At 60.2% G+C, this 25,101-nt stretch carries 22 protein-coding genes; 2 read left to right on the top strand and 20 right to left on the bottom strand.

Annotated features, from left to right (window positions below; genetic code table 11):
- Positions 1–15: 15 nt before the first annotated feature.
- Complete coding sequence (locus ACSQ87_RS28665; protein ID WP_046044790.1) at positions 16–321, top strand: chaperone modulator CbpM; 306 nt, start codon at positions 16–18, stop codon at positions 319–321.
- 400 nt (positions 322–721) lie between these two features.
- Complete coding sequence (locus ACSQ87_RS28660) at positions 722–5,827, top strand: NEL-type E3 ubiquitin ligase domain-containing protein (protein WP_436274881.1); 5,106 nt, start codon at positions 722–724, stop codon at positions 5,825–5,827.
- Between the two features lie 63 nt (positions 5,828–5,890).
- On the opposite strand, the gene ureC is transcribed toward ACSQ87_RS28660, so the two are convergent.
- The 20 genes from ureC to ACSQ87_RS28560 all read right to left on the bottom strand — a co-directional run bounded on the left by ureC (position 5,891) and on the right by ACSQ87_RS28560 (position 25,069).
- Complete coding sequence (gene ureC / locus ACSQ87_RS28655; RefSeq protein WP_436274880.1) at positions 5,891–7,591, bottom strand: urease subunit alpha; 1,701 nt, start codon at positions 7,589–7,591, stop codon at positions 5,891–5,893.
- Between the two features lie 161 nt (positions 7,592–7,752).
- Entirely contained in the window at positions 7,753–8,061 is a 309-nt protein-coding gene (locus ACSQ87_RS28650) for an urease subunit beta (protein WP_223433622.1), read from the bottom strand.
- Positions 8,061–8,594 (bottom strand): GNAT family N-acetyltransferase, encoded by a 534-nt coding sequence (locus ACSQ87_RS28645; RefSeq protein ID WP_008146492.1) that lies wholly within the window; start codon positions 8,592–8,594, stop codon positions 8,061–8,063. The genes ACSQ87_RS28650 and ACSQ87_RS28645 overlap by 1 nt, the downstream gene beginning before the upstream one ends.
- Positions 8,595–8,600: 6 nt before the next feature.
- Complete coding sequence (locus ACSQ87_RS28640) at positions 8,601–9,134, bottom strand: GNAT family N-acetyltransferase (RefSeq protein WP_223433621.1); 534 nt, start codon at positions 9,132–9,134, stop codon at positions 8,601–8,603.
- A gap of 9 nt (positions 9,135–9,143) precedes the next feature.
- Positions 9,144–9,446 (bottom strand): urease subunit gamma, encoded by a 303-nt coding sequence (gene ureA / locus ACSQ87_RS28635; protein ID WP_033055605.1) that lies wholly within the window; start codon positions 9,444–9,446, stop codon positions 9,144–9,146.
- A gap of 230 nt (positions 9,447–9,676) precedes the next feature.
- On the bottom strand, positions 9,677–10,516 hold the full coding sequence (locus ACSQ87_RS28630) for an urease accessory protein UreD (RefSeq protein WP_436274879.1): 840 nt from the start codon (positions 10,514–10,516) through the stop codon (positions 9,677–9,679).
- 30 nt (positions 10,517–10,546) lie between these two features.
- Entirely contained in the window at positions 10,547–11,245 is a 699-nt protein-coding gene (urtE, locus tag ACSQ87_RS28625; RefSeq protein ID WP_033055608.1) for an urea ABC transporter ATP-binding subunit UrtE, read from the bottom strand.
- 131 nt (positions 11,246–11,376) lie between these two features.
- On the bottom strand, positions 11,377–12,249 hold the full coding sequence (gene urtD, locus ACSQ87_RS28620) for an urea ABC transporter ATP-binding protein UrtD (protein ID WP_436274878.1): 873 nt from the start codon (positions 12,247–12,249) through the stop codon (positions 11,377–11,379).
- On the bottom strand, positions 12,246–13,325 hold the full coding sequence (gene urtC / locus ACSQ87_RS28615; RefSeq protein ID WP_436274877.1) for an urea ABC transporter permease subunit UrtC: 1,080 nt from the start codon (positions 13,323–13,325) through the stop codon (positions 12,246–12,248). Before urtC ends, urtD begins: the two co-directional genes overlap by 4 nt.
- Positions 13,325–14,827 (bottom strand): urea ABC transporter permease subunit UrtB, encoded by a 1,503-nt coding sequence (gene urtB / locus ACSQ87_RS28610; RefSeq protein ID WP_436274876.1) that lies wholly within the window; start codon positions 14,825–14,827, stop codon positions 13,325–13,327. Before urtB ends, urtC begins: the two co-directional genes overlap by 1 nt.
- Before the next feature lie 220 nt (positions 14,828–15,047).
- Positions 15,048–16,313, bottom strand: coding sequence for an urea ABC transporter substrate-binding protein (gene urtA / locus ACSQ87_RS28605; protein ID WP_150656588.1), 1,266 nt, complete (start codon positions 16,311–16,313; stop codon positions 15,048–15,050).
- Positions 16,314–16,635: 322 nt separating this feature from the next.
- Positions 16,636–17,646, bottom strand: coding sequence for a FecCD family ABC transporter permease (locus ACSQ87_RS28600; RefSeq protein WP_436274875.1), 1,011 nt, complete (start codon positions 17,644–17,646; stop codon positions 16,636–16,638).
- The gene (locus tag ACSQ87_RS28595) at positions 17,643–18,590 is read right to left on the bottom strand and encodes an ABC transporter substrate-binding protein (RefSeq protein ID WP_436274874.1); all 948 of its coding nucleotides are present in this window, start codon (positions 18,588–18,590) and stop codon (positions 17,643–17,645) included. The genes ACSQ87_RS28600 and ACSQ87_RS28595 overlap by 4 nt, the downstream gene beginning before the upstream one ends.
- Positions 18,587–19,375, bottom strand: a complete 789-nt coding sequence (locus ACSQ87_RS28590; protein WP_223433613.1) for an ABC transporter ATP-binding protein — start codon at positions 19,373–19,375, stop codon at positions 18,587–18,589. The genes ACSQ87_RS28595 and ACSQ87_RS28590 overlap by 4 nt, the downstream gene beginning before the upstream one ends.
- A gap of 80 nt (positions 19,376–19,455) precedes the next feature.
- Positions 19,456–20,835: a PepSY-associated TM helix domain-containing protein gene (locus tag ACSQ87_RS28585; protein WP_223433612.1), complete on the bottom strand. Its 1,380-nt coding sequence runs from the start codon at positions 20,833–20,835 to the stop codon at positions 19,456–19,458.
- A gap of 143 nt (positions 20,836–20,978) precedes the next feature.
- Entirely contained in the window at positions 20,979–23,096 is a 2,118-nt protein-coding gene (locus ACSQ87_RS28580; protein ID WP_223433611.1) for a TonB-dependent copper receptor, read from the bottom strand.
- Positions 23,097–23,315: 219 nt separating this feature from the next.
- Positions 23,316–23,762, bottom strand: a complete 447-nt coding sequence (locus ACSQ87_RS28575) for a DUF2946 domain-containing protein (RefSeq protein WP_436274873.1) — start codon at positions 23,760–23,762, stop codon at positions 23,316–23,318.
- Between the two features lie 20 nt (positions 23,763–23,782).
- Positions 23,783–24,262, bottom strand: a complete 480-nt coding sequence (locus ACSQ87_RS28570) for a copper chaperone PCu(A)C (protein WP_436274872.1) — start codon at positions 24,260–24,262, stop codon at positions 23,783–23,785.
- A gap of 48 nt (positions 24,263–24,310) precedes the next feature.
- Entirely contained in the window at positions 24,311–24,709 is a 399-nt protein-coding gene (locus ACSQ87_RS28565; RefSeq protein WP_436274871.1) for a DUF2946 domain-containing protein, read from the bottom strand.
- A 48-nt stretch (positions 24,710–24,757) separates the two neighbouring features.
- The gene (locus ACSQ87_RS28560; RefSeq protein WP_436274870.1) at positions 24,758–25,069 is read right to left on the bottom strand and encodes a DNA-binding protein; all 312 of its coding nucleotides are present in this window, start codon (positions 25,067–25,069) and stop codon (positions 24,758–24,760) included.
- Between the last annotated feature and the right edge of the window lie 32 nt (positions 25,070–25,101).

The raw sequence follows: 25,101 nt of genomic DNA, 5'->3' as shown, positions 1-25,101 counted from the left end.
ACGGAGTAGCCCATCATGAGCAACCCCCTGATCGTTCAACTGGACATGGCAGAATTCTGTGAGGCGACCGACCTGTCGGACGTCTACGTGATCGAAATCGTCGAACACGGCATCCTCGAACCTCAGGGCAACCAGCCCAAGGATTGGCGTTTCAACGATTATGAGCTGGCACTGGCCAAGCGTGCCGCCAAGCTGCGGCACGATCTGGAGCTGGAATGGGAAGGCGTCGCCCTGGCGCTGGACCTGCTTGAAGAAGTGCAGCAATTGCGGGCCGAGAACCGCATGCTCAAGCAGCGGTTGGCTCGGTTGGTGGTCGAGTAACTCTGGCGACGCCGTTTCCCTGTAGGAGCATTGATTTCAGATCTTGCGTGCCATCAACCTCTTTGGAAACAAGGGTGTTATATATGTATCGTTTAACCCTTTAATAGTTGAACGATCACGCTATTGAATGGCCGCCGGTCCAGCAGTTTTTTAGTCTTTTATTTCAGGGGGTGCCGCTTAAGCTGATCACTCCTATCGTTACTTTGGTTGTTACATGATGTCTGAATTAAAAGAGTTGGAAGGTATTGAACAAGTTCCAGTTAGTCCAGTTGCACATAAAGGCCCTCACCACGAACGCATTGTCCAGGCACTGCCCCGCGGCATAACAGAAGCGCCGGTGAGTCGACTGTTATCACTGGACGGTTTAAATGATTTAAATACAGCCTTTCCCGATTGGTACATGAATGCGTCGAGCCTCAATCGGCAATACCTCAAGGAACTGGTCGAGGAGCGCTGGCGCTTGCAAGCGAAGGTCGATGGCCCGCTGAAAAATCTGCAACAGGACATTCAGGCGTTCGCCAAACCCTTGCTGTCCACGCTTGTCAGGTCGAACTTCAACACCCATGTCGACGTCAGCCAACTGACGGTGAAGCTGTATGTGCCGGACAAGATTCTCCTGGCGATCGACCGTGGCGCCAGCTATCTGCGCGCATCTACGCTGCTGGAGGCGGCCTTGCACAACTTCGAAGAACCGGAAACCGCTGAAGATCATTTCAGGAGCGGTTCCGGTGTGTATTCGAAGAACTTCAAAGGAGAGTTGAAACTTGAAGCAACAATGACCACCCAAAAAATCGCCACGCTGTGTCGACGACTGGACTTGGGGGCGCAGTATCAAACCCATATAAAAAGCATTTTGTTGCCGGCTGATCCAAAGGCCAGGCAGCTATTGGAAGAGCATGCGCTGGCCGCGCAGAAAGCGTCCTTTAATCTGGACGCGTTGATGGCTTATTTGAAAAAAGATATCAGCGAGTATGCCTACGGCAAACTTCAACAGGTGCGTGATGGCGGAAGCGACATCACCTTTCATGATCAGTCGCTGCATCGGCATCGGCTCTCGCTGATGGGCTTCGCGTTGCACGGCATCGTGTTGTTCAGTGCGGTGAGCCAGCCGTCCAGGCTCAAGCCGTTGGTCGACACCTTGACGTCCGACGGTCTGAAGTTCTGGAGCGACTGGTCGCAACGCACGCCGATGCTGCCGGGTAGTTATTACGACAAGTACAAACTGCTGCAGTCGTTCCTGGCCAACGGCCCTGCCGGCGTGCATGAGGACATGCTGCGCCGCGAGGATGTTTATCAGCAGAGCCGTTTGGACGGACCGGTGATTGCCTACGTGCCGGACGATCCGCTGCACCCGCTGAAAGAGTACGACTCGCTCGCCGACTTCATGAAGGAGCTGCTCAGCCAACTGCGCGATACGGAGTATCAAGCGTTTTTCAGCCGCTTCGTGGCGCAAAAGGACAAGGGCAAATTCTTCACCCGAGTCAAAGAGCGGCTGACGCGTGTTGTCTGGCAGCAACGCGAGCCGTTGGACATGGGCCCCTGGTGGCGGGAAACCGCAGTCGAAAATCCCACCGCAGAACCCATCACCAACCTGATTGCCGGGGACTTGTGGCAATGGCTGTATGTCAACAAGCGCGATAAAGCCATCGCCGATGCGCGGGTCATCGCGGTGCCGACCGGCGATGAGGATGCCATCACGCGTTGGAAGCGCCTGACCAGCTATCTGGACATTGGCTGGAACGTGTTCAACTTTGTCGGGATGTTGATCCCCGGCGTGGGTGAAGTGCTGTTGGGGGTGATGGTGGCGCAGATCGCCGAAGAACTGCTGGAGGGCATCGAGGACTGGAGCAAGGGCGACCGGGAGGAGGCCGGGGCGCACATCAATGGGGTGCTGATCAACTTTGCCCAATTGGCGCTGATGGGCGCCGGGCATGTGCTGCCTCGGGGGGCCGTCGCAGCGGTCAAGCCCAGCGCGCTGATCGACAGCCTGCAACCGGTGGAACTGCCCGGTGGCAAGACCCGCCTGTGGAAACCCGACGTTGGGTCCTACGCGCATCCGGTAGCGCTGCCGGACAATGCCGTGCCCAACGACATCGGCCTGTATGAACAGGGCGGCAAGCAGTGGCTGCGGCTGGAGGAAAAAAACTATCAGGTGAGCCAGGACCCGGTGACGGGGCAGCATCGACTGGAGCATCCACAGCGCCGCACGGCCTACAAACCGGTGGTGGAGCACAACAACGCCGGTGCCTGGAAGGTCGAGACCGAGCGGCCGCTGGAGTGGGAAGCGAAACGGTTGATGCAGCGCATGCACACCACGCTCGACGGATACTCTGCGCAGACGTTAGGCATGATTCAACACGTGAGCGGCGTAGACGAAAGCCTGCTGCGCCGGTTGCACGTCGAGCATGAAACCCCGCCCGCGCTGCTGCGCGATACCTTCTTGCGCTTCAATACCTATGCCGATGCGGAACGATTCCCGCAGCACATCGAGGCTAACCAGATTCCCGATGCGATGATCGGCTTTGTGCCAGAGGTCACGGTTGAACTGCCGCGCTGGCCCGAGAATAGGGCGCTGGAAGTTTTCGAGGTGTCGGATCGTTCCGGGACCTCCGTCAAACACGGCAATGCAACGGCATCCGAGCCGATGACGATCAAGGTCAGTCGTTCCGAAGTGGCTGCCGGAAAGCTGCCCGAGCGAGTCATTGAATCGATGAATGAAACCGAGATTCGCGCCCTGCTTGGCGATGACGTTGTGGTGGGTACACCTGAGCGTATTGATGCGCTACGCAAGCAGTTGGTCGTGCAGGCAGGGAAGCACAAGAAAACCGTATTCGATGCACTTTACAAAAGCCGCGATGTGTCCAGCGACCCTCGTGTGCGCCGAGTGCTCAGTGACGTTCCGGAGTTGCCGGCCAGCGTTGCGCTGGAACTGCTGGAGCATGCCGAGCCGGCCGATCTGCAACACCTGAGCGAAAAACAGCGTCTCTCGCTGCGTTTGCGTCAAGAGGCCCGGGCAGTGCGTGACCGGGTGCGATTGAACCGGGCTTATGAGGGCCTCTACCTTGAAGAGCTGGCCAATGCCGACTCGCGCAGGCTCGAACTGAGCTCCTTGGCCGGCCTGCCCGGGTGGTCCGATGAGGTGCGGATCGAAATTCGCGAGCTGGGGTTTGCCGGGAAACTGCATGCCAGTGTGGGGCCGGAAAGTGCGCCGATCCGCAAGGTGCTGATTCTCGAGGAGGACGGGCGTTACCAGACGCGGGACGCGGATGATCGGCATTTGCACGGCACCGATGAATTCTATGCTTCGGTCTTGCACGCCCTTCCGGATGCGCAGCGCAACGCGTTGGGGTATGACATTCACGAAGGTGCTCGACTCAAGTTTGAAATACAACGTTCACCCCTGAGCCATGATCGGTTCGCGTCGACGTTGCTTGAGCATCCGATTCGTAAACCGGCTTACGACCCACACACCCTGAAGCTGCTCGGGGGGATGGACGGCTATCGGCGTGTTTCCAGAGACATGACGGACCGGCTTCGAATCCGCAGCCTTTACCCGTCGCTCACGGACGCAGAGCTCGACATGTTTATGGAGACCCTGCGCCAGCAACACATACCCGTCGATTTACAGATCCATGGGCTTGAGATCGAATTCAACCAGTTGGTTTCAACGCTGAACCAATGGGTGAAACGTCCCCTCCGGGATTTTCCTTTCAGCCCCAGAGGCGTGGTCGAAAGGGATACCAGAAATGCCATCGCTGGAAAGATCAGGCGTTGCTGGCAGCGCAGCGGCCCAAGGCATCTGGATGGGTACGGAAACGCTATTGGGCAGGTGCTGGACCTGAGCAACCTGGATCTGAGCCCGCACATCGATAGCCTGCCCAAGCTTGCGGCCAACTTCGATCACGTGACGCGTCTGGAGTTAAGCAATACAGGATTGTCGAACATCGAACATCCTGTTCTTCAGTCCTTTCGCAAAGTACGTGCGCTGTACCTGGCTCGAAACAGATTGACCGCGTTGCCATCAAGCCTCGCCGAGATGCCACACCTGAGGGAGCTGGACCTTACGAACAACCGGATTATGCTGAACATCGTCGATCACCAGAGGCTCAAGAACAGTACCTTGCTGACCACCTTGAAGCTGGGTGAAAACCCTCTGGGATTGTTACCGAACATCGGTCGCATGCCTGACTTGCATACCTTGGTGCTGACTAATACAGGCGCCACTACCTGGCCGCCCGGGCTGTTTGACCGGCCACGGTTCCGGCACTTTAACCTGGACCTGCGCCGCAACGTGTTGACCCACATTCCGCAGGTTACGCCGGGCACTTGGCATGCCGAGATGCTGGGGCGTACGTGGCTCAGTCGTGGACCCGAGTGGATATCGGCTGAAAATCTGGAAACGCTCAAAGACTACGTTCGGTCGGTGGGCATGGACCCTGAACGTCCTTATCCGCCCACAGGTGTGCTCACCAGTATCCAGTGGGAGGAAGGCTTGACGCGACCTCAGTGGATTGAGAAACAGTACGTCTGGAACGAGGTTGAGGATGAATTCAATTCGACGGATTTTTTTGAAGAAATCAACGCACTCACCCTGTCTGCCGACTTCACCGCCAGCAAGGCCTATCGCGCCGATTTGACAGCCAAGGTCTGGCGAATGCTGGACACCATGGCTGAGAACGCACCATTGCGAGAGCAGTTTTTCAGGGAGGCCAGCGTACGATCCAACTGCGTCGACGGTGCGACACAGCTTTTCAACGTCATGGGCGTGGAGGTGCTGGTTCACGAAACGTTGGCGCTCGGTAACAGCGGTTTGATCGAGGCTGAGCTGGTGAACCTGGCAAAGGGCAAGTCTCGACTGGACGAGCTCGAGAGAATTGCCAGGCGCCACATCGTGGCGCGCGAAGCGGCCGGTGAGCGGTTTCGACGTGAGGATGCCGCCCGCAATGTCACTGGCACCATTGATGAGGTGGAGGTTCACCTGGCCTTCATGACGGATCTGGCAGAGCGGCTGGACCTGCCATGGCAGGCGCGCGGCATGCAGTTCCGCAAGATCGCAGGCGTCACCAGCGAAATGATCGAGGATGCCTGGCAACGGGTTCTGGGGCTGGAGGAGGGGGATCTGCTGCGTAACTCGATTGCCGAGCAACCTTTCTGGAAATCCTTCGTCGAGCGCTTGAATCGCTCGCGCTTCAGGGCGATTGATCGCAAGACCATTGCCACCACCGAGTTCAAGGTTGCCCTGGATGAGCGAGCCGACAGCGCAACGCTGTCGCTGGAGGAAAAGGCCGGTTTGAAAGAGCGAATCCGCGTACTGGCGGCTGAGCTTGGTGAGCCGGAAAGTGCCTTCGCCCCCGGTCAGATCATGACCGACGAGGCCTATGCCCAAGCGCTGGAAACGATCAAGGCTGAGCGTGAAGCCTTACTGTTGCAGCTGACCCAGGAAGCCATGGACCGGGCGAAACTGAGTCGGGTTGAAATACCTTTTACGGTTGCCCCGGGCAACTGATACCTGAACGTCTCAGCCCCGAGTGTCGCATTGTGCACTCGGGGCTTTTGTGTGCTTGAGGCGTCAGAACAGGAAATAGCGTTGAGCCATCGGCAACACATCCGCCGGTTCACACCACAGCAAAATCCCGTCAGCCTTGACCTGATAAGTCTGCGGGTCGACGTCGATGTTCGGCAGGTAGTCGTTGTGGATCAGGTCGGTTTTCTGCACGTCGCGGCAACCTTTGACCACAGCGATTTTCTTTTTCAAGCCCAATGCCTCGGGCAACCCGGCATCCGAAGCAGCCTGGCTGATGAAGGTCAGGCTGGTGGCGTGCAATGAGCCACCGTAGCTGGCAAACATCGGACGGTAATGCACCGGTTGTGGCGTCGGAATCGAAGCGTTGGCATCGCCCATCAGGCTGGCCGCGATGGCGCCACCCTTGAGGATCAGCGTTGGTTTGACGCCGAAGAACGCCGGGCGCCAGAGCACCAGATCGGCCCATTTACCGACTTCGACCGAGCCCACTTCATGGCTGATGCCGTGGGTGATTGCGGGGTTGATCGTGTACTTGGCGATGTAGCGTTTGGCGCGGAAGTTGTCGTTGCCTTCGCCATCACCGGGCAGCGGGCCGCGCTGTTTTTTCATCTTGTCGGCGGTCTGCCAGGTGCGCGTGATCACTTCACCGACCCGACCCATGGCCTGGCTGTCGGAGCTGATCATCGAGAACGCGCCGAGGTCGTGAAGGATGTCTTCGGCGGCGATGGTTTCACGACGGATACGGCTTTCGGCGAACGCTACGTCTTCGGCAATGCTCGGGTCCAGGTGATGGCAGACCATCAGCATGTCGAGGTGTTCGTCGATGGTGTTGCGGGTAAACGGCCGGGTCGGGTTGGTCGAGCTCGGCAGCACGTTGGCAAATCCGCAGGCCTTGATGATGTCCGGCGCGTGACCGCCGCCCGCGCCTTCGGTGTGATAGGTGTGAATGGTGCGGCCCTTGAAGGCGGCGAGGGTGGTTTCGACGAAGCCCGATTCGTTGAGCGTGTCGGTGTGGATCGCCACTTGGACGTCGTACTGGTCGGCGACGTTCAGGCAGTTGTCGATGCTCGCCGGGGTGGTGCCCCAGTCTTCGTGCAACTTCAGCCCGATGGCACCGGCCTTGACCTGTTCGATCAACGGCTCCGGCAGGCTGGCGTTGCCCTTGCCGGTGAAGCCAATGTTCATCGGGAACGCATCGGCGGCCTGGAGCATGCGCGCCAGGTGCCATGGCCCGGAGGTGCAGGTGGTCGCGTTGGTGCCCGTGGCCGGGCCGGTGCCGCCGCCGATCATGGTGGTGACGCCGCTCATTAGTGCTTCTTCGATCTGCTGCGGGCAGATGAAATGGATGTGCGTGTCGATGCCGCCCGCGGTGAGGATCATGCCTTCACCGGCGATGACTTCGGTGCTGGCGCCGACTGCGATGGTCACGTTCGGCTGGATGTCCGGGTTGCCGGCCTTGCCAATGGCGGCGATGCGTCCGTCCTTGAGGCCGACGTCGGCTTTGACGATGCCCCAGTGGTCGATGATCAGCGCGTTGGTGATCAGGGTGTCGACGACCTCGGCCGCGAGCAATTGGCTTTGACCCTGGCCATCGCGGATGACCTTGCCGCCGCCGAATTTCACTTCTTCGCCGTAGGTGGTGAAATCTTTTTCGACTTCGATCCACAGCTCGGTGTCGGCCAGGCGGACCTTGTCACCGACGGTGGGGCCGAACATGTCGGCGTAGGCTTGTCTTGAGATTTTCATGCGCTTGCCTTGGGATTCAATTGTGTTTGAGACCGCTCGCGTAGCTCGCTATCGCAGCCTCGCTGCGCTCGACAGCTCCTACAGGTGTTCACGCAAATTCTCGGTTGCGCCCGGTCTCTGTAGGAGCTGTCGAGCGAAGCGAGGCTGCGATCTTTTGATCTTTAATCGAGATCGCCCATGATCCTGCCGGCAAACCCGAACACTCGGCGATGCCCGGACAGGTCTACCAACTCGACCTCGCGGCTCTGCCCCGGCTCGAAGCGCACGGCGGTGCCGGCGGGGATGTTCAGGCGCATGCCGCGGCTGGCGGCGCGGTCGAATGTCAGCGCATCGTTGGTTTCGAAGAAGTGGTAATGCGAGCCGACCTGGATCGGCCGATCACCGCTGTTGGCCACCTTCAGGCTGAGGGTGCGGCGGCCAACGTTGAGTTCGATGTCACCGGGCTGGATCTGGTATTCACCGGGAATCATCAATGGGCTCCTTGGAGAATCTTGTAGTAGAGGGCGGTCGGTTTGTAGCGACCGCTCGGGTCGCAGGCATAGTCGGGGATTTCGCCGGCGCGGGTGTAACCCAGAGCTTTGTAGAAGTCTTCGGCGGGAGAGCCGGCCTCGGTGTCGAGGTAGAGCATGCCGCGCTTGTGCTGGAGGGCGGCCGTTTCCAGCGCACTCATCAACTGCTGCCCCAGACCCCGACGACGCGCATGTTCACGCACCAGCAGTTTTTGCACTTCGGCGCGGTTCAGGCCATTGGCTTTCTGGCACAGGGTCAGTTGCACACTGGCCTGCACCTGCTCGTCCTTGACCACCACCCACAGCAGCACGTTGCCTTTGTTCAGGTTCTCCTGGACATCATCGAAATAGGCTCGGGCTTGAGTGGCGTCCAGATCGGCCATGAACCCGACGCTGGCGCCATAGCCGACGGCGTCGAGCAACAGATCAATCAAACCCTGACGATAGTGCGCAAAGCTTTCAACATTGACGCGGCGCAGTTGGGCGGCGTTCATGGGCAATTACTCCTTGTTGGCGGTCGGCGGCTCCGCGCCAGGATTAAGGGTCAGTTGCATAAAGGTCAGGTCCAGCCAGCGACCGAACTTGGTGCCCACCTGGGGCATCTGCCCGGTCGTCACGAAGCCGGCTCGCTCATGCAGGCGAACAGAAGCGGCGTTACCGCTTTCGATGGCGGCGACCATCACATGTTTGTCGCAGCCTTTGGCGCGCTCGATCAACTTGGTCATCAATTGCGGGCCGAGACCATTGCCGCGCTGGTCGCTGCGTACGTAAACCGAGTGCTCGACGGTATGGCGGAACCCGTCGAACGGTCGCCAGTCACCAAATGAAGCGTAGCCCAGCACGGTATTGTCGCCGTCGACGATCACCAGAATCGGGTAGCCCTGGGATTGGCGGGCGCTGAACCAGGCCTGGCGGTTACCCAAATCCACGGCCTGCTCGTTCCAGATGGCCGTGGTGTTGAGCACGGCGTCGTTGTAGATGTCGCGAATCGCCGGCAGGTCGGCATGCGCTGCATCGCGGATGTGGTAAGTCATGGCGCGGCCTCAGGCGATCGGTTGGTGAACGGTGACCAGTTTGGTGCCGTCGGGGAAGGTCGCTTCGACCTGGATCTCCGGAATCATTTCCGGGATGCCTTCCATCACTTGTTCGCGGCTGAGCAGGGTGGTGCCGAAGTGCATCAGCTCGGCCACGGTCCGGCCGTCGCGCGCGCCTTCGAGCAGCGCTGCGGAAATGTAGGCCATGGCTTCCGGGTAGTTGAGTTTCACGCCGCGCGCCAAACGCCGCTCGGCCACGAGGCCGGCGGTGAAGATCAACAGCTTGTCTTTTTCGCGTGGGGTCAGGTCCATCGTTTGGAATCCATCTGGGCAGTTTTGTGAGGTTCTTGCGGTTTGGGGTGTGTCAGTTGGATCCACCCCTCACCCTAACCCTCTCCCCAAGGGGGAGAGGGGACTGATCTCGGTTGGATGTTGGGGCCGGATCAGTCAGTAGCATTCTTGTGTCTGGAATATTTCTACAAAGCACATTGGTCAGGCTCCCTCTCCTCCCTGGGGAGAGGGCGGGGGGTGAGGGGTGGCCCTCAAGTACTCCAAATTCTCGGCGGCAAAGCTTCTCGCCCCAGCAACGCAGGCCGAAGCAATCGCCACAAATCAATCAACCAGCCCCGGGCCAACAGCGCCTCACTGGCCAGACAACGTGCGACCAAAAGCCCCGGCAACTGGGTCAGATCTCCGCGCACGTCATGGGGCAGTGAACGGCATTTCTCCAGTAAGTCGCTATCGATGTCGCCGGTTACCAACAGGGTCGCAAACACCGGTTGCCCATCCAGCCCAATCGGCGAATCAAGCAAACCATCACCTCCGACAATGCGCTGGCGTTCATGCCAGAGCAACTGGCCGTCACGGCGGATGTCCAGCTGCGCCTGAAAATGCCCGAGGTCGAAACGCTCGCCACTGGCCGGGCGACCCAGGGCTACCACATCCCAGTAAAACAACCGGGCATCGCCTTCCAGATCAATCGAAGTGCTGAGCTCAGCCTGGGCGTCGCTGAAGATAATGGTCTCTTGCGGCAACCATTCCAGTGTCGCGCCGGCGGCTACTTTCAAGTCGAGCTTCTGATAAGCGGGCCCCGCCGCGCGATACCACTTGGCCGCGCCAGGGCTGGTGATTTGCGCCCAGGCATCGCGGCCGACACTGGCCGAGATGTCCAGCCGATCGCCATCGGCAATCCCGCCCGGCGGGTGGACGATGATGTGCTGGCAAACCTCCGGCCCTTCGGCATACAGGTGCTTCTGCACCCGCAGCGGGCCTTTGTGGCGACGCTGAACCGGGCGCGTACTGTCGCCGAATCGGGCGTAGCCGAGTTCCAGCTCAGCGTGCCAGTTGGGGGTAAACACGGCAGTGGGAACAGGTAAATTCATGATCTCTAATTTTCGTTAGGACGCTACAGATTAGATCGTAACCAGACCGCGTACACCCTCGGCCTCCATATTTTCTCCGCGACCCTGTTGCACGATCTCACCCCGGGACATCACCAGATATTGATCGGCCAGTTCGGCGGCGAAATCGTAGAACTGCTCCACCAGCAAAATCGCCATATCTCCACGGGCCGCAAGCTTCTTGATCACTGCGCCGATTTCCTTGATCACCGATGGCTGGATGCCTTCGGTGGGCTCGTCGAGAATCAGCAGGCGTGGACGGCTGGCCAATGCGCGGCCGATCGCCAATTGCTGCTGTTGGCCACCGGACAAATCACCCCCGCGCCGTTGCTTCATTTGCAGCAGCACCGGAAACAGCTCGTAGATGAACGCCGGGACTTCCTTGGCTTCAGCGCCGGGAAATCGCGACAGGCCCATCAGCAGGTTTTCTTCCACGGTCAGCCGGCCGAAAATTTCCCGACCTTGAGGTACATAAGCGATTCCGGCATGAACCCGCTGGTGTGGCTTGAACGCGGTGATCGGTTTGCCTTCCCAGTTCACCGCGCCTTCTTTGGCCGGCAACAAACCCATCAGGCACTTGAGCAGGGTGGTCTTGCCCACACCGTTGCGCCCGAGCAGGCAGGTGACTTCGCCGACTTTCACGTCAAACGTCAGACCGCGCAGGATGTGGCTACCGCCGTAATACTGGTGCAGCTTGTCGACTTGCAGCATCTTCAAATTCTCCCCAATCCCCTGTGGGAGCGGGCTTGCTCGCGAAGGCGGTGTGTCAGGCAACTTTTATGTTGAATGTGCCGACGCATTCGCGAGCAAGCCCGCTCCCACATTGGTATGTGTTCGCAGGTCTAGCGGCCGAGATAAACCTCGATCACGCGCTCGTTGTCCTGCACCTGTTCCAGCGACCCTTCGGCCAGCACGCTGCCCTGGTGCAACACGGTGACGTGGTCGGCGATGGAGCCGACGAAGCCCATATCGTGTTCCACCACCATCAGCGAATGCTTGCCCGCCAGGCTCTTGAACAGTTCGGCGGTGAATTCGGTTTCGGCGTCGGTCATGCCCGCCACCGGCTCGTCGAGCAGCAGCAGTTGTGGGTCCTGCATCAGCAACATGCCGATTTCCAGAAACTGCTTCTGACCGTGGGACAACAAACCTGCCGGGCGATTGACCGAGCTGGTCAGGCGAATGGTCTCCAGCACCTCGCTGATGCGATCTTTCTGTTCGCCACTCAGGCGAGCCCGCAGGCTGGCCCACACCGATTTGTCGGTTTTCTGCGCCAGCTCCAGGTTTTCAAACACGCTGAGCGCTTCGAATACTGTCGGCTTCTGGAATTTTCGGCCGATGCCAGCCTGGGCGATTTGCACTTCGCTCATCTGCGTCAGGTCGAGGGTTTCACCGAACCAGGCCTTGCCGTGACTGGGGCGGGTCTTGCCGGTGATCACGTCCATCAGCGTGGTCTTGCCCGCGCCGTTGGGGCCGATGATGCAGCGCAATTCACCGACGCCGATGTACAGGTTCAAATCGTTGAGCGCCTTGAAACCATCGAAGCTGACGCTGATGTCTTCCAGGGTCAGGATCGTGCCATGGCGAGTGTTCAGGCCGGGGCCGACGCGCTGGCCGAGACCAATGGCGTCGCGGCTGCTGCCGATGTCCCTGTTGGGTTCCAGTGGCGGAAAAAACGCCGGTTCGAGCATGAATTCAGCCGTCGCTGTCACTCTCATTGTTCACCTCTTTTTTTCAGCAGACCGATCACGCCTTTGGGCAGGTACAGGGTCACGACGATGAACAGCGCACCGAGGAAGAACAGCCAGTACTCCGGGAAAGCCACGGTGAACCAGCTCTTCATTCCGTTGACCACACCGGCACCGAGCAGCGGGCCGATCAGCGTGCCGCGACCACCCAGCGCCACCCAAACCGCGGCCTCGATGGAGTTGGTCGGTGACATTTCACTCGGGTTGATGATCCCGACTTGCGGCACATACAACGCACCGGCCAGGCCGCACAACACCGCGCTCAACACCCAGACAAACAGCTTGAAACCGCGCGGGTCGTAACCGCAGAACATCAGGCGGTTTTCCGCATCCCGCAGGGCGGTCAACACGCGACCGAACTTGCTCTGCGCCAGACGCCAGCCGATAAACAGGCTTGCCACCAGCAACACCACGGTGGCGAAAAACAGCACCGCGCGAGTCCCCGGCTCGGTGATGCCAAAGCCGAGAATCGTGCGGAAGTTGGTGAAGCCGTTGTTGCCGCCAAACCCGGTTTCGTTGCGGAAGAACAGCAGCATTCCGGCGAAGGTCAGGGCCTGGGTCATGATCGAGAAATACACGCCTTTGATCCGCGAACGGAAGGCGAAGAAGCCGAAGACCAGCGCCAGCAACCCCGGCGCCAGCACCACCAGGCACATCGACCAGAGGAAACTGCTGGTGCCGGCCCAGTACCACGGTAATTCAGTCCACGACAGGAACGTCATGAATGCCGGCAAACCATCACCGGAAGCCTGGCGCATCAGGTACATGCCCATCGCGTAGCCGCCGAGAGCGAAGAACAAGCCGTGGCCGAGGGACAACAGGCCGGCGTAACCCCAAACCAGATCGAGGGCCAGCGCGACAATCGCGTAGCAAAGAATCTTGCCCACCAGCGTCAACGTGTAAGCCGAGACGTGAAACGCGCTGTCCGGCGACAACAACGACAGCAACGGCAACGCCAGCAGCAGAACGAGGATCACCGTGCCAACGGCGATCGTGACTTTGGGGCCGGCCTTTTGCGTGGCCGTGAGCATCAGGGGCTGATTCATCAGTCGATCACCCGTCCTTTCAGTGCGAAGAGGCCTTGCGGACGTTTCTGGATGAACAGAATGATCAACGCGAGGATCAGGATCTTGCCGAGCACGGCGCCGATCTGCGGTTCGAGAATTTTGTTGGCAATACCGAGGCCGAACGCGGCGAGCACACTACCGGCCAATTGGCCGACGCCACCGAGCACCACCACCAGGAACGAGTCGATGATGTAGCTCTGACCGAGGTCCGGGCCGACGTTACCGATCTGACTCAGGGCCACGCCACCGAGCCCGGCAATGCCCGAGCCGAGACCGAAGGCGAGCATGTCCACGCGCCCGGTCGGCACGCCGCAGCAAGCGGCCATGTTGCGGTTCTGGGTGACGGCGCGCACGTTCAAACCGAGGCGCGTCTTGTTCAGCAGCAGCCAGGTCAGCACCACCACAAACAGCGCGAACGCGATGATCACGATGCGGTTGTACGGCAGCACCAGATTCGGCAGCACTTGAATCCCGCCCGACAGCCAGGCTGGGTTGGCCACTTCAACGTTCTGCGCACCAAACATCAACCGCACAAGCTGGATCAGCATCAGGCTGATGCCCCACGTGGCGAGCAGGGTTTCCAGCGGGCGGCCGTAGAGGTGGCGAATCACCGTGCGTTCCAGCGCCATACCGATGGCGGCGGTGACGAAAAAAGCCACCGGCAACGCGATCAGCGGGTAGAACTCGATGGCTTGCGGGGCGAAGCGCTGAAACATCAGCTGCACCACGTACGTCGAGTACGCGCCGAGCATCAGCATCTCGCCGTGGGCCATGTTGATCACCCCGAGCAGGCCGAAAGTGATCGCCAGACCGAGGGCCGCGAGCAGCAGGATTGAACCGAGTGACATGCCGCTGAAGGCCTGGCCGAGGATCTCGCCGATCAGCAGTTTGCGTTTGACCTGAGCGAGGCTGGTTTCGGCAGCGGTGCGTACGCCGACGTCGGCTTCGACACCAGGTTGCAGCAGGCTTTCGAGGCGAGTGCGAGCCAGTGGGTCGCCGGTTTCACCGAGCAGACGCACAGCGGCGAGGCGTACGGCGGGGTCGGTATCGACCAGTTGCAGGTTGGCCAAGGCCAGGCTCAGGGCGGCGTGAACGGTTTCGTCTTTTTCGTCAGCCAGTTGCTGGTCGAGAAATTTCAACTGTGCCGGTTTGGCGCTTTTCTGCAATTGCTGCGCGGCGGCCAGACGGGTTTTGGCGTCGGTGGCGAGTAATTGGTGGCTGGCCAGTGCGGTGTCGATCAGACCGCGCAAGCGATTGTTCAGGCGCAGGGGTTTCGGTTGGCCGTCGACGGTCACCTCGCCTTGCTGGAGGGCGTTGATCAGGTCGATGCGGGCCGGATCGGGCTGCGCGGCCCAGGCTTCCAGAAGCTTGGCTTGCTGCACGGGATTGGCCGCGACGAAGTCTTCGACGTCGCCGGCATGGGCGGCCATCGGCAGTAAGAGCGCGAGGGCGAGGATGAAGCGGTAGAGGGCGGTGGGCATTGGTGGTGTTCCTGTTAAATCGACCCCTCACCCCAGCCCTCTCCCCAATGGGGAGAGGGGGAAAGGGGGCCGATCTTCATGCTTTTCAAATCTTGAGTTCGACTTGAGATTGCAGGTCGCAGTACTTCGACCAGACGACTCGGTCAGTCCCCTCGCCCCTCTGGGGAGAGGGTTAGGGTGAGGGGTGGATTTCAAGTCCACCCCAAACTCCAGATTCGCCTCAGTTGCTCTTCACCGCATAATCCGGCTTCTTGTCGTTACCCGAGATAAACGGGCTCCACGGCTCGGCACGGATCGGCCCTTCGGTCTGCCACACCACGTTGAACTGACCGTCCGCCTGAATCTCGCCGATCATCACCGGTTTGTGCAGGTGGTGGTTGGTCTTGTCCATGGTCAACGTGTAACCCGACGGCGCGGCAAAGGTCTGGCCGGCAAGGGCTTCGCGGACTTTGTCGACGTCGGTGGATTTGGCTTTCTCCGCCGCCTGCGCCCACATGTGAATGCCCACGTAGGTGGCTTCCATCGGGTCGTTGGTCACCGCTTTGTCGGCGCCTGGCAGGTTGTGTTTCTTGGCGTAGGCTTTCCAGTCGGCAACGAACTTTTTGTTCGCCGGGTTCTCGACCGACTCGAAGTAGTTCCACGCTGCCAGGTTGCCCACCAGCGGTTTGGTGTCGATGCCGCGCAGCTCTTCTTCGCCGACCGAGAACGCCACGACCGGAACGTCGGTGGCTTTCAAACCCTGGTTGGCCAGCTCTTTATAGAACGGCACGTTGGAGTCGCCGTTGACGGTGGAGATGACCGCTGTCTTGCCACCGGCCGAGAATTTTTTGATGTTGGCCACGATGGTTTGATAGTCGCTGTGGCCGAACGGGGTGTAGACCTCTTCGATGTCCTTGTCCGCCACGCCTTTGGAGTGCAGGAACGAACGCAGAATCTTGTTGGTGGTGCGCGGGTAGACGTAGTCGGTGCCCAACAGGAAGTAACGCTTGGCGCTGCCGCCTTCTTCACTCATCAGGTACTCCACCGCCGGGATCGCTTGCTGGTTCGGCGCGGCGCCGGTGTAGAACACGTTCGGCGACATCTCTTCGCCTTCGTACTGCACCGGGTAGAACAGCAGGCCGTTGAGCTCCTCGAATACCGGCAACACTGATTTACGCGACACCGACGTCCAGCAACCGAACACCACCGCCACCTTGTCCTGAGTCAGCAACTGACGACCCTTTTCGGCAAACAACGGCCAGTTCGATGCCGGGTCGACGACCACAGGCTCCAGCATTTTGCCGTTCACGCCACCCTTGGCGTTGATCTCGTCGATGGTCATCAGCGCCATGTCTTTGAGCGACGTTTCGGAGATCGCCATGGTGCCGGACAACGAATGCAGGATGCCGACCTTGATGGTCTCGGCGGCCTGGAGGCTCCAGGTCATGCCCATCGCGGCAATGCTTGCCGTAAGTGTGAAAGCCTTGATCAAGCTGCGACGCTTCATTGTGCGATCTCCATGAACTTATGAATTTTCTTGGTGGCAGATGCGGACTACTGAAGGGTCTTTAGCAAGGGCTGTGCCTGGTCGGCCAAAGGCAGGGAAATGTCGTATTAGAGCGGTTGCGCCGGTTGGGCGGCGCACCATGAAGGATCGCGCCTGGCGCGTTGGTGCGAAGAGGTGCGCCACATTGGGGCGCAGATGTTGCAGGCTACACAAATCCAATGTGGGAGCGGGCTTGCTCGCGAATGCGGTTTGTCAGTCACATTGATTTTGAATGTGCCGACGTCTTCGCGAGCAAGCCCGCTCCCACAGGTTCAGTGGTGGATTAGCGGCGGCGCATGAGGCCGATGAAGAACAGGCCTCCGATGGCGGCGGTGGCGACGCCGATGGGCAGGTCTTCCGGGGCGATCAGGGTGCGGGCGGCGACATCGACCCAGACGAGAAAAATGCTGCCCAACAATACGCACACCGGCAGCAATCGCCGATGCTCCGCCCCGACCAAACGCCGCGCAATGTGCGGCACCATCAGCCCGACAAACCCGATAGAACCGCTGATCGACACCAGCACCCCAGTCATCAGCGAAGCAATCAAAAACACCCGCAACCGCACGGTACGAGCATTGAGCCCGAGGGTCACGGCCGTCTGCTCGCCCGCCATCAACGCATTCAACGGTCGCGCCATGCCCAGCAGCAACACCAACCCGAGCAACACGCTGGCCGCTGGCACCGCCAGCAACTCCCAACGTGCCAACCCGAGCCCACCGAGCATCCAGAACATCACCGCCGAGCTCGCGCGGTGATCGCCGAGAAACAGCAGCAGATTGGCGATCGCCATCATCACGAAGGACACCGCCACGCCGCACAACAGCAGCCGATCACTGTCCAGCCTCCCGTTGCGGTTGGCGATCATCAGCACGATCAGCATGCTCAGCAACGCGCCGATAAACGCCGCGATCGGCAAGGTCAGCAAGCCAACGATTTCACCGACATGCAGCACCACGATCACGGCACCGAGGGTCGCGCCGGAGGTGACCCCAAGCAAATGCGGGTCGGCCAATGGATTGCGTGTTACCGCTTGCAGCACCGTACCGATCAGCGCGAGCCCGGCGCCCACCAACGCGCCAAGCAACATGCGCGGCACGCGAATCAGCCAGACGATGTGTTCCTGCCCGGCGGCCCAGTCCGGCACGCCGAAACCGAAAATTTTGTGCAGCAAAATCCGCCACACCACGTCCACCGGCACCCGCGCCGGACCGAAGCCCAGCGACACCACACACGACACCAGCAACAACGCGCCGAGGGCCACCAGCAACAAGGCGTAGCGACGATTGATCATTCGCCGTGGAAACCCTTGGCCAGGGTTTCAACCGCCAGCACATTGTCGATACCCGGCGTGGCCTGCACATACGGAATCACGATGAAGCGCTGGTTCTTGATCGCGTCCACCGATTGCAGCGCCTTGTTGTTGAGCAGAAATTGCTCTTTCTGTTCGGCAGTGACTTCGCCATAGTCGACGATGACGATCACCTGCGGATTGCGCTCGACCACGTTCTCCCAGTTGACCCGCGTCCAGCTCGACTCGACGTCATCCAGAATATTGCGCCCGCCAGCGGCGTCGATCAGCGCTTGCGGCATTCCGAGACGGCCGGAGGTCATGGCGCGGTCTTCACCGCTGTCATAGAGGAACACGCGAGGTTTGTCCGCCGGCAGATCCTTGCGCACTTCGGCGACCTGCGACTGCATTTGGGCGATCAAGGCATTGGCGCGATCCTGCACGTCAAAGATTTTGCCGAGGTTGCGCAGGTCGTTGTAGGTGTCTTCCAGGCTGGCCGGCGGACGCTTCATCACGAACGCGCAGGACTCGGTCAGCTCGTAGACATTGATGCCCAATGGCTGCAACGTTTGCGGCGTGAGATCACCGCCCACGCGCATGCCGTAATCCCAACCGGCGAAGAAGAAATCGACGTTGGCGTTGAGCAGGGTTTCCACCGACGGGTATTTGGCCGCCAGCTCCGGCAAACCATCGAGGATGGACTGCATCTGCGGTGTGACCGACTTCCAGCCGGTCACGCCGCTGTAACCGGCCATGTTTGGTTTGAGTCCGAGGGCGAGCATCATCTGGGTCATGTTGATGTCGTGGCTGACCGCGTGTTTCGGCGCTTGCTTGAAGGTCACTTCGCGGTTGCAGCTCTGCACGGTCAACGGGTAGTGAGTGGCCTCGGCAAATGCTTGGGCATTGCCCAGCAACAGGGCGGCGCAAAGCAGGGAACGCAAAGTCATGGTTGGGTTATCCAGGTGATTCGTGGGTAGCCGTGCAAGGGATGTTCATCGATCAGCGCTTCGACGCCGAACACGTCACGCAGCAGTGGGGCGGTCAGGACTTCTTTCGGCGTGCCGCTGGCGACGATGCGACCATGATTGATCACGTACAGCCGATCGCAGAAAGCGGCCGCCAGGTTCAGGTCGTGGATGCTCGCCAGGGTGCCGATCTTCAGGCGTTTGACCCGTTGCAGCAGTTCGAGCTGATAGCGCGGGTCGAGGTGATTGGTCGGCTCGTCGAGGATCAGCATTTGCGGTTGCTGAGCCAGGGCGCGGGCGAGGATCACGCGCTGTTTTTCACCGCCGGAGAGGGTGGCGAAGGCATGATCCTCGAAGCCTTTCAGACCGACTGATTCGAGGGCTTGGGTCGCGAGATTTCTGTCTTCGAGGGTGTCGCCGTCGAACAGACCTTTGTGTGGTGTGCGGCCCATGGCGACGACTTCGTCGACGGTGAGGCCGAAGGCGTCGGGGAATTCCTGCAGGACCACGGCGATGCGTTGCGCGCACCAGCGCGAGGATTGCTTCCAGACGTTGTGGTGGTCGAGCTTGACCTCGCCGCGCTCGGGTTTGCTGAAGCGCCAGGCACAGCGCAGCAGGCTGGTTTTGCCGCTGCCGTTGGGGCCGATCAGACCGACGAACTCACCGGCGGCCACGTGTAACGAGGCATCACGCAGTTGGAACTGATGATGGCAATGGCCGTGGCCCAGGGGTGTCCAGGCGAGGTTCGTGAGGTTCAGCGAGGTCATTGCGTACTCGAAGTGCGGGGGTAGTTGCAGCGGGTCGACATTGTAAGGTCAACCGCGCTGCAACAGGCATCTCGCTGTATTCAGGATGAAGATGAGGCGGATTCAGACTGGCCGCTCAAGCGCGACAGCAGCACCCGATCCAGCAGCCAAACCACTACCAGCGAAGCGCCCACCAACGGAAACGCCACCGCCAATGCGAACATGATGACCATCGCGGTTTTCCATTTCGGCAGGTCATGGCGCAGCGGCGGAACACCGAATTTTCCTTGTGGACGACGCTTCCACCAGATCACCACGCCGCTGACGGCGCTGAGCAGAATCATCAGGCAGATCAGCAGGATGATGATCTGATTGAGCGGGCCGAACATTTTGCCTTCGTGCAGCATCACGCCGATTTCCGTCGCGCGGGCGACGGTACCGTACTGCTCGAAACGCACGTCAGCGAGGACATCGCCAGTGTACTGGTCAACGTGCAGCGTGGCGTCGTTGCGCGGGTCGTCGGCGAACACCGCGATGGTGAACACGCCAGTCGCCGTGGTCGGGAAGGTGATGCTGTAACCCGGTTCGACCTTGCGTTGCACGGCGATGTTCTGCACGTCCTGCAAGCTGATGGTCGGCGCGGCGGGGCCCGCTTGCGCGCTACCGTGGGCCATGTGTTCGGCGTGGTCGCCGGACATTGGCATCGGTGTGTTTTCCATCGCCCAAGGCACGGTCTGGCGGGTGGCAGTGTTGAGGCTGCGAGCCTCGACATCGGACTTGGGCACGTCATCCCACATCGCTGCCGGAAAGACATTCCACACTTGCGCGTATTGCTTGCCCCAGAACCCGGTCCAGGTCATGCCGCTGAGCAGCATCACCAGCAACAACGACGCGCCCCAGAACCCGGTCACCGCGTGCAGGTCACGCCAGAGCACTCGACCGCGACTGTTCAAACGCGGCCACAGGATGCCGGCCGCCTGGCCACGCGGCCACCACAGAAAGACGCCGGAGACCACCAACACCACGCCCCAACCGGCGGCCAGTTCGATCAGTCGATCACCGACGGTGCCGATCATCAATTCGCCATGAATCGCCCGCGCTACGGCTTGCAGATTCTTTTTGGCGTCTTGCTCGCCGAGGACATCGCCGTGGTAGGGATCGACGAAAACGTTGAGCTCATTACCGCCATCGATCACGACAAATTGCGCGCTGCGTTCGGCGTTGACCGGTGGCAAATACTGCTTGATCGTTGCTTGTGGATAAGCCTCTTTCACCCGCTTGAGCAGGTCATCGGCCGGGACGCTGTGATGCCCGGCCGGGACGTTCAGCAGGCTGCCGTACATCAACGGATCGAGTTGCGGCTTGAACAGGTAAATGATGCCGGTCAGGGCCAGCATCACCATGAAAGGCGCGACGAACAGACCGGCATAAAAATGCCAACGCCAGGCCAGGTTGTAGAAATTCGGTTTGGGCTGTTTCATCGGTTGTGCTCCGCTTTGGCGATTCAATTGTCTTGGAAAGATCGCAGCCTCGTTTCACTCGACAGCTCCTACACAGCTCCTACAGGGGGTACGCGTTGCAATGTAGGAGCTGGCGTAGCCTGCGATCTTTTGACTTTTTCTTGTTAGAAACTCATGTCCACCTTGGTCCAGAGCGTGCGCCCCGGTTCTTTAATGGCTTGCGGGTCATTGGCCGGGTAGCCGAAACCGGCGTTGCCCGCCAGGTTCAAGTGCTCGGCGTAAGCCTTGCCGAACAGGTTGTCGACGCCGCTGCTGACCTTCCAGTTTTTGTTGATCCGGTACGCGCCATTGAGCGAGAACACGCCAAAACCCGGGGTCTTGTCGAAGTCCTTGCCGACGACGTTGCCCTTGTTCTGGTCGATGCGGTTTTGCGCCGCGACCACGCGCCACAAGGCCCCGGCACTCCAGTTGTCTTCGCTGTAGGTCAGGCCGAAACGTGCGTCCAGCGGCGGCATTTGCGGCAGTGCGTTGCCGTCGCTGCTGTTTTTGCCCCAGGCGTAGGCCAGGGTCGCGTCGGCTTTCCAGTTGCTGGTCAGCTTGTAGGCCGCCCCCAATTCGCCGCCCATGATCCGCGCGTCGATGTTCTGTGCTTGCGAGGTCATGCCCATCATTGTTGGTGTGTAGTTGAACAGGATGTAGTCGCGCACCTGCCCGACGTAACCCGAGGCCCAGGCTTCGAGGTCTTCGGTCTTGTATTGCAGGCCGAAGTCGAGCTGGGTGGTTTTTTCAGGCTTGATCGAATCGAAGGCATTCACCGAGCCGGCGGGGCCGGACTTGGGTGAAAACAGCTCCCAGTAATCCGGGAAGCGCTGGGTGTGACCGAGGCCGGCATACAGCGTGGTCGGACTGTCGGCCAGGTCGTGCTCGTAACGGACGAAGCCGCTTGGCAGCGTGTCGGCGCGGGTGTCGTCGGCGGTCGGGTTAGGGCGTGCCATCATCCCGGAGCCAGTGGTCTGCCGGAAATCCTTGGCCGAAGCGCGGTCCAGTCGCGCGCCGGTAATCAGCCGGTCACGGTCGGCGGCGTACCAGGTCAATTCGCTGAACACGCCGTAGTTGTGGAAGTCGGCGTCCTTGTTGCGCGGCAGATCCTTGTAGACGTCGATGCCCATGGCGCTGCGTTGGCGATGTTCGCTGGTCTGCGCATCGATGCCGCTGATCAACTGCACATCGGCCCAGCGCCAGGTGGCCTTGATCCGTGCGCCGAGGGTTCGACGGTCGACGTTGGAGGCCATCGGGCCGGCCATCATTCCGGTGCCGGACGGCGTGCGCAGGGTGTAGTTGTCCATTACGTGGTCGGCGTAGTTGTAGTAAATCTGCGCCTCGACCTTATCCAGCACGTCGCCGATGTTGGACTTCTCGAAACGCAGGCCCAGGCTTTCGCGCTTGAACTGCGAGCCGTCCATGCCGCGTCCCGCGTAACGCGCTTCGCCATCGCCCTTGCCGGCGGTGAGTTCCAGCAGGGTGTCGGCGTCCGGGGTCCAACCCACCGCGACGTCGCCATTCCATTTGTCGTAGCGCGACGGCACGGTGTCGTTGTTGCCGTCCCGGTAGTCGTCGGCATGCGCGGTGTTGCCGATCACTCGCACGTAACCCAATGGCCCGCCGGCAGCAGCATCCACCACTTTGTCGAAACGGCCGTTGGAGCCGGCCAGCACGCTGGCGTTCACCCGCGTGCCGAGTTCGCCGAAACTCTCCGGCTCGCGGTCGAAGAGGATGGTCCCGGCCGACGCGCCCGGTCCCCAGAGCACGGTTTGTGGGCCTTTGATCACGGTCAGTTTGTCGTAGGTTTCCGGCGAGATGTAGGAGGTCGGTGCGTCCATTCGGCCGGGGCAGGCGCCGAGCAACTGGCCGCCGTTGGTGAGGATGTTCAACCGCGAGCCGAACATGCCGCGCAGCACCGGGTCGCCGTTGGTGCCGCCATTGCGCACCAGGGCGAAGCCGGGAATGGTTTTCAGGTAATCGGCACCGTCGCTGGCCGGCACCGGTTGGCGTGGGTCCTTGGGATTGGTGACGATGGTCAGTGGCGAACTCGGCGCAATGGCGGTGATCACCGTCGGGCTCAGTTCTTCGCTATGACCGGCGTGTTCATCGGCCAGCACCATGGGGGTCAGCAGTGCACCGCAAAGGAAGGCGGTGGCGTGCCTGAAACGAATGCTGGATTCGTTCAAGGCAAAAGAAGCTTGGGCAGCGCTCAAGCGTGTGTCAGCAGAAAACCTGGACATGACAATTTCCATCGAACAGTCGTAAACGACACGGCCGGCAGCCTGCGCAATCCTTGTGGGAGCGAGCTTTGTGGCGAGCGAGCTTGCTCGCGCTGGGCTGCGTAGCGGCCCCTTTTGTGAGTGCTGCGCACTCAAGCGGGAGCAAGCTCCCTCGCCACAAAGCTCGCTCCCACAGGTTGCTGTGGCTGGCTTCTAAACCGTGTGAGATCGGGTGGGGGTTTACGCGTCGATGGGCGGGGCGCGGGTGCGGGCACCGGGGAAGAAGGTTTGCCGGGCGTGGCCCAGGCGAGGGGAAGGTGTGGTGAAAGTGCTGGCGTTTGGCGTGTCGAATGCGACGAAAGACTGGCCGCCGGTCAGCGCCGGGCAATTGAACAGCAGGCTGCAATAGCCGCATTTTTCCCAGAGTGCGTGATGTGAGGCTTTTGGCGGGCAGTGTTCGGCAGCGGGTTGTGCGTCGTGGTCGGCGTGATCCATCGCCGACATGTCCATGGTCATGTCCATCGACATAGTCATGGACATCGAGGCGCGTTGATCCATCGGCATCGACTGAGAAATCAGCGGGCCGATAAAGATCATCAACATGGCGAACAGGCTGATCCAGCTCCCGCGCGTCAGGCTTAACGGCTGACGACGGTGTGCGGATGACCTGGCGCTAAACGGGCGCATGGGCGTTTTTGCTCAGTCGCTTACTGGGCGTGGGCGTGCGTCTGCATGCCTTCCGGCGGCTTCTTCTGCACCGAGACGTCGACCGTCACGTCGCCGGATTTTTCGAAGTGCATCGTCAGCGGGAAGCGTTTTCCGTCGCTCAACAGACTGCGGTCTTTCAGTTCCAGCAGCATCACGTGGTAGGCCATTGGCGCAAAAGTGACTTCGCCACCGGCCGGGATTTCGACACTCGGCACGTGCTGCATTTTCATCAGATCGTTCTGCATTACATGCTCGTGCAGTTGGGCAACGCCTGCAATCGGCGAATCGACGCTGAGCAAGCGGTCGGCAGTGTTGCCCTTGTTGTGAATCACGAAGTAAGCCGCAACGGTCGGCGCGTTTGGCGGCAACTCTTGCGACCACGGATGAGCGATCTCCAGCTCCCCGGCTTTGTATTCGTGAGCATTGGCAAAACAGGCAGGCAGCAGCAACACAGCCAGGACGATGAGTTTGTTCAACATGGCAGTTCTCCAGAACGATTCAAAACGCAGGTCAATTGCGAGAAGGAATCACACCAGAGGGGAAGCGCGGGGATTGAGACTTGGCCATTGCTGGCGCGGTGTCGGTGTATCGAGAGAGGCGTGAGGCAGGCTTCGATTGGCCTCGAACTGCGCGAAGTACAGTTGCGGCACTTGCCCGGGCAGCGCCACCAACGGCGCGGAACCTGAACAGCACCAGCAATGTTGCATGTTGGAGTGATCGTCACTCTGCGGAGTTTTCTGTTCGATATCGCCCAGGGAAATCGCCACCATCTTCGTGCCGCCGGACGAACAAAAACTTCCCCACAACAACTGCTCGGCGGGTGATTTCGCCGTCTGTGCCATCGCTCCCGTCATCGGCATGGCGAGCATGTTGAACAGCACTGCGAAGCAGGCGATCCAGGCAAATGCGAGCCGTTGTCGGGACATGGGACAAATCCGGTTGGGAGGGGGATCAGGCGCGGCTATTTAGCCTGATCAGGGCCGATAAGTAAAAAAGCGGCGTGCGGTGTGGTGTCGCAGTGCCTGAGTTAATAGGTGCAACATCCTGTGAGCCATTTCTGGCTCGCCATTATGAAAGAGTGTAGCGACTTCGATTCGCAGTGCCTGCGCAAATTGTGGGTCACTCTGGATTCGTGCGCGGATGGTGTGTTTGACGTCCCTGAGCGCCACACGATTGAAACGACCGTCTCCCGAATCTTCCTCCTCACAAGCCTTTAGGTAATTCCACATGTCGGCAGGTGTCAGGAGAAACTCGGCGATATCGAAACGAGTGAATTTTTCGGTCATTCGGTACTCCGAGCGCTACATTCGTGGGACTC

Source organism: Pseudomonas sp. LjRoot277 (genome assembly GCF_964253845.1).
GTDB lineage: Bacteria > Pseudomonadota > Gammaproteobacteria > Pseudomonadales > Pseudomonadaceae > Aquipseudomonas.
This window is presented reverse-complemented; position numbering and strand designations above follow the sequence as displayed.

Coding starts and splice junctions, on each gene's coding strand:
- ACSQ87_RS28665 (WP_046044790.1), top strand. CDS start 16: ATGAGCAACCCCCTGATCGTTCAACTGGACATGGCAGAATTCTGTGAG.
- ACSQ87_RS28660 (WP_436274881.1), top strand. CDS start 722: ATGAATGCGTCGAGCCTCAATCGGCAATACCTCAAGGAACTGGTCGAG.
- ureC (WP_436274880.1), bottom strand. CDS start 7,591: ATGAAAATCTCAAGACAAGCCTACGCCGACATGTTCGGCCCCACCGTC.
- ACSQ87_RS28650 (WP_223433622.1), bottom strand. CDS start 8,061: ATGATTCCCGGTGAATACCAGATCCAGCCCGGTGACATCGAACTCAAC.
- ACSQ87_RS28645 (WP_008146492.1), bottom strand. CDS start 8,594: ATGAACGCCGCCCAACTGCGCCGCGTCAATGTTGAAAGCTTTGCGCAC.
- ACSQ87_RS28640 (WP_223433621.1), bottom strand. CDS start 9,134: ATGACTTACCACATCCGCGATGCAGCGCATGCCGACCTGCCGGCGATT.
- ureA (WP_033055605.1), bottom strand. CDS start 9,446: ATGGACCTGACCCCACGCGAAAAAGACAAGCTGTTGATCTTCACCGCC.
- ACSQ87_RS28630 (WP_436274879.1), bottom strand. CDS start 10,516: ATGAATTTACCTGTTCCCACTGCCGTGTTTACCCCCAACTGGCACGCT.
- urtE (WP_033055608.1), bottom strand. CDS start 11,245: ATGCTGCAAGTCGACAAGCTGCACCAGTATTACGGCGGTAGCCACATC.
- urtD (WP_436274878.1), bottom strand. CDS start 12,249: ATGAGAGTGACAGCGACGGCTGAATTCATGCTCGAACCGGCGTTTTTT.
- urtC (WP_436274877.1), bottom strand. CDS start 13,325: ATGAATCAGCCCCTGATGCTCACGGCCACGCAAAAGGCCGGCCCCAAA.
- urtB (WP_436274876.1), bottom strand. CDS start 14,827: ATGCCCACCGCCCTCTACCGCTTCATCCTCGCCCTCGCGCTCTTACTG.
- urtA (WP_150656588.1), bottom strand. CDS start 16,313: ATGAAGCGTCGCAGCTTGATCAAGGCTTTCACACTTACGGCAAGCATT.
- ACSQ87_RS28600 (WP_436274875.1), bottom strand. CDS start 17,646: ATGATCAATCGTCGCTACGCCTTGTTGCTGGTGGCCCTCGGCGCGTTG.
- ACSQ87_RS28595 (WP_436274874.1), bottom strand. CDS start 18,590: ATGACTTTGCGTTCCCTGCTTTGCGCCGCCCTGTTGCTGGGCAATGCC.
- ACSQ87_RS28590 (WP_223433613.1), bottom strand. CDS start 19,375: ATGACCTCGCTGAACCTCACGAACCTCGCCTGGACACCCCTGGGCCAC.
- ACSQ87_RS28585 (WP_223433612.1), bottom strand. CDS start 20,835: ATGAAACAGCCCAAACCGAATTTCTACAACCTGGCCTGGCGTTGGCAT.
- ACSQ87_RS28580 (WP_223433611.1), bottom strand. CDS start 23,096: ATGTCCAGGTTTTCTGCTGACACACGCTTGAGCGCTGCCCAAGCTTCT.
- ACSQ87_RS28575 (WP_436274873.1), bottom strand. CDS start 23,762: ATGCGCCCGTTTAGCGCCAGGTCATCCGCACACCGTCGTCAGCCGTTA.
- ACSQ87_RS28570 (WP_436274872.1), bottom strand. CDS start 24,262: ATGTTGAACAAACTCATCGTCCTGGCTGTGTTGCTGCTGCCTGCCTGT.
- ACSQ87_RS28565 (WP_436274871.1), bottom strand. CDS start 24,709: ATGTCCCGACAACGGCTCGCATTTGCCTGGATCGCCTGCTTCGCAGTG.
- ACSQ87_RS28560 (WP_436274870.1), bottom strand. CDS start 25,069: ATGACCGAAAAATTCACTCGTTTCGATATCGCCGAGTTTCTCCTGACA.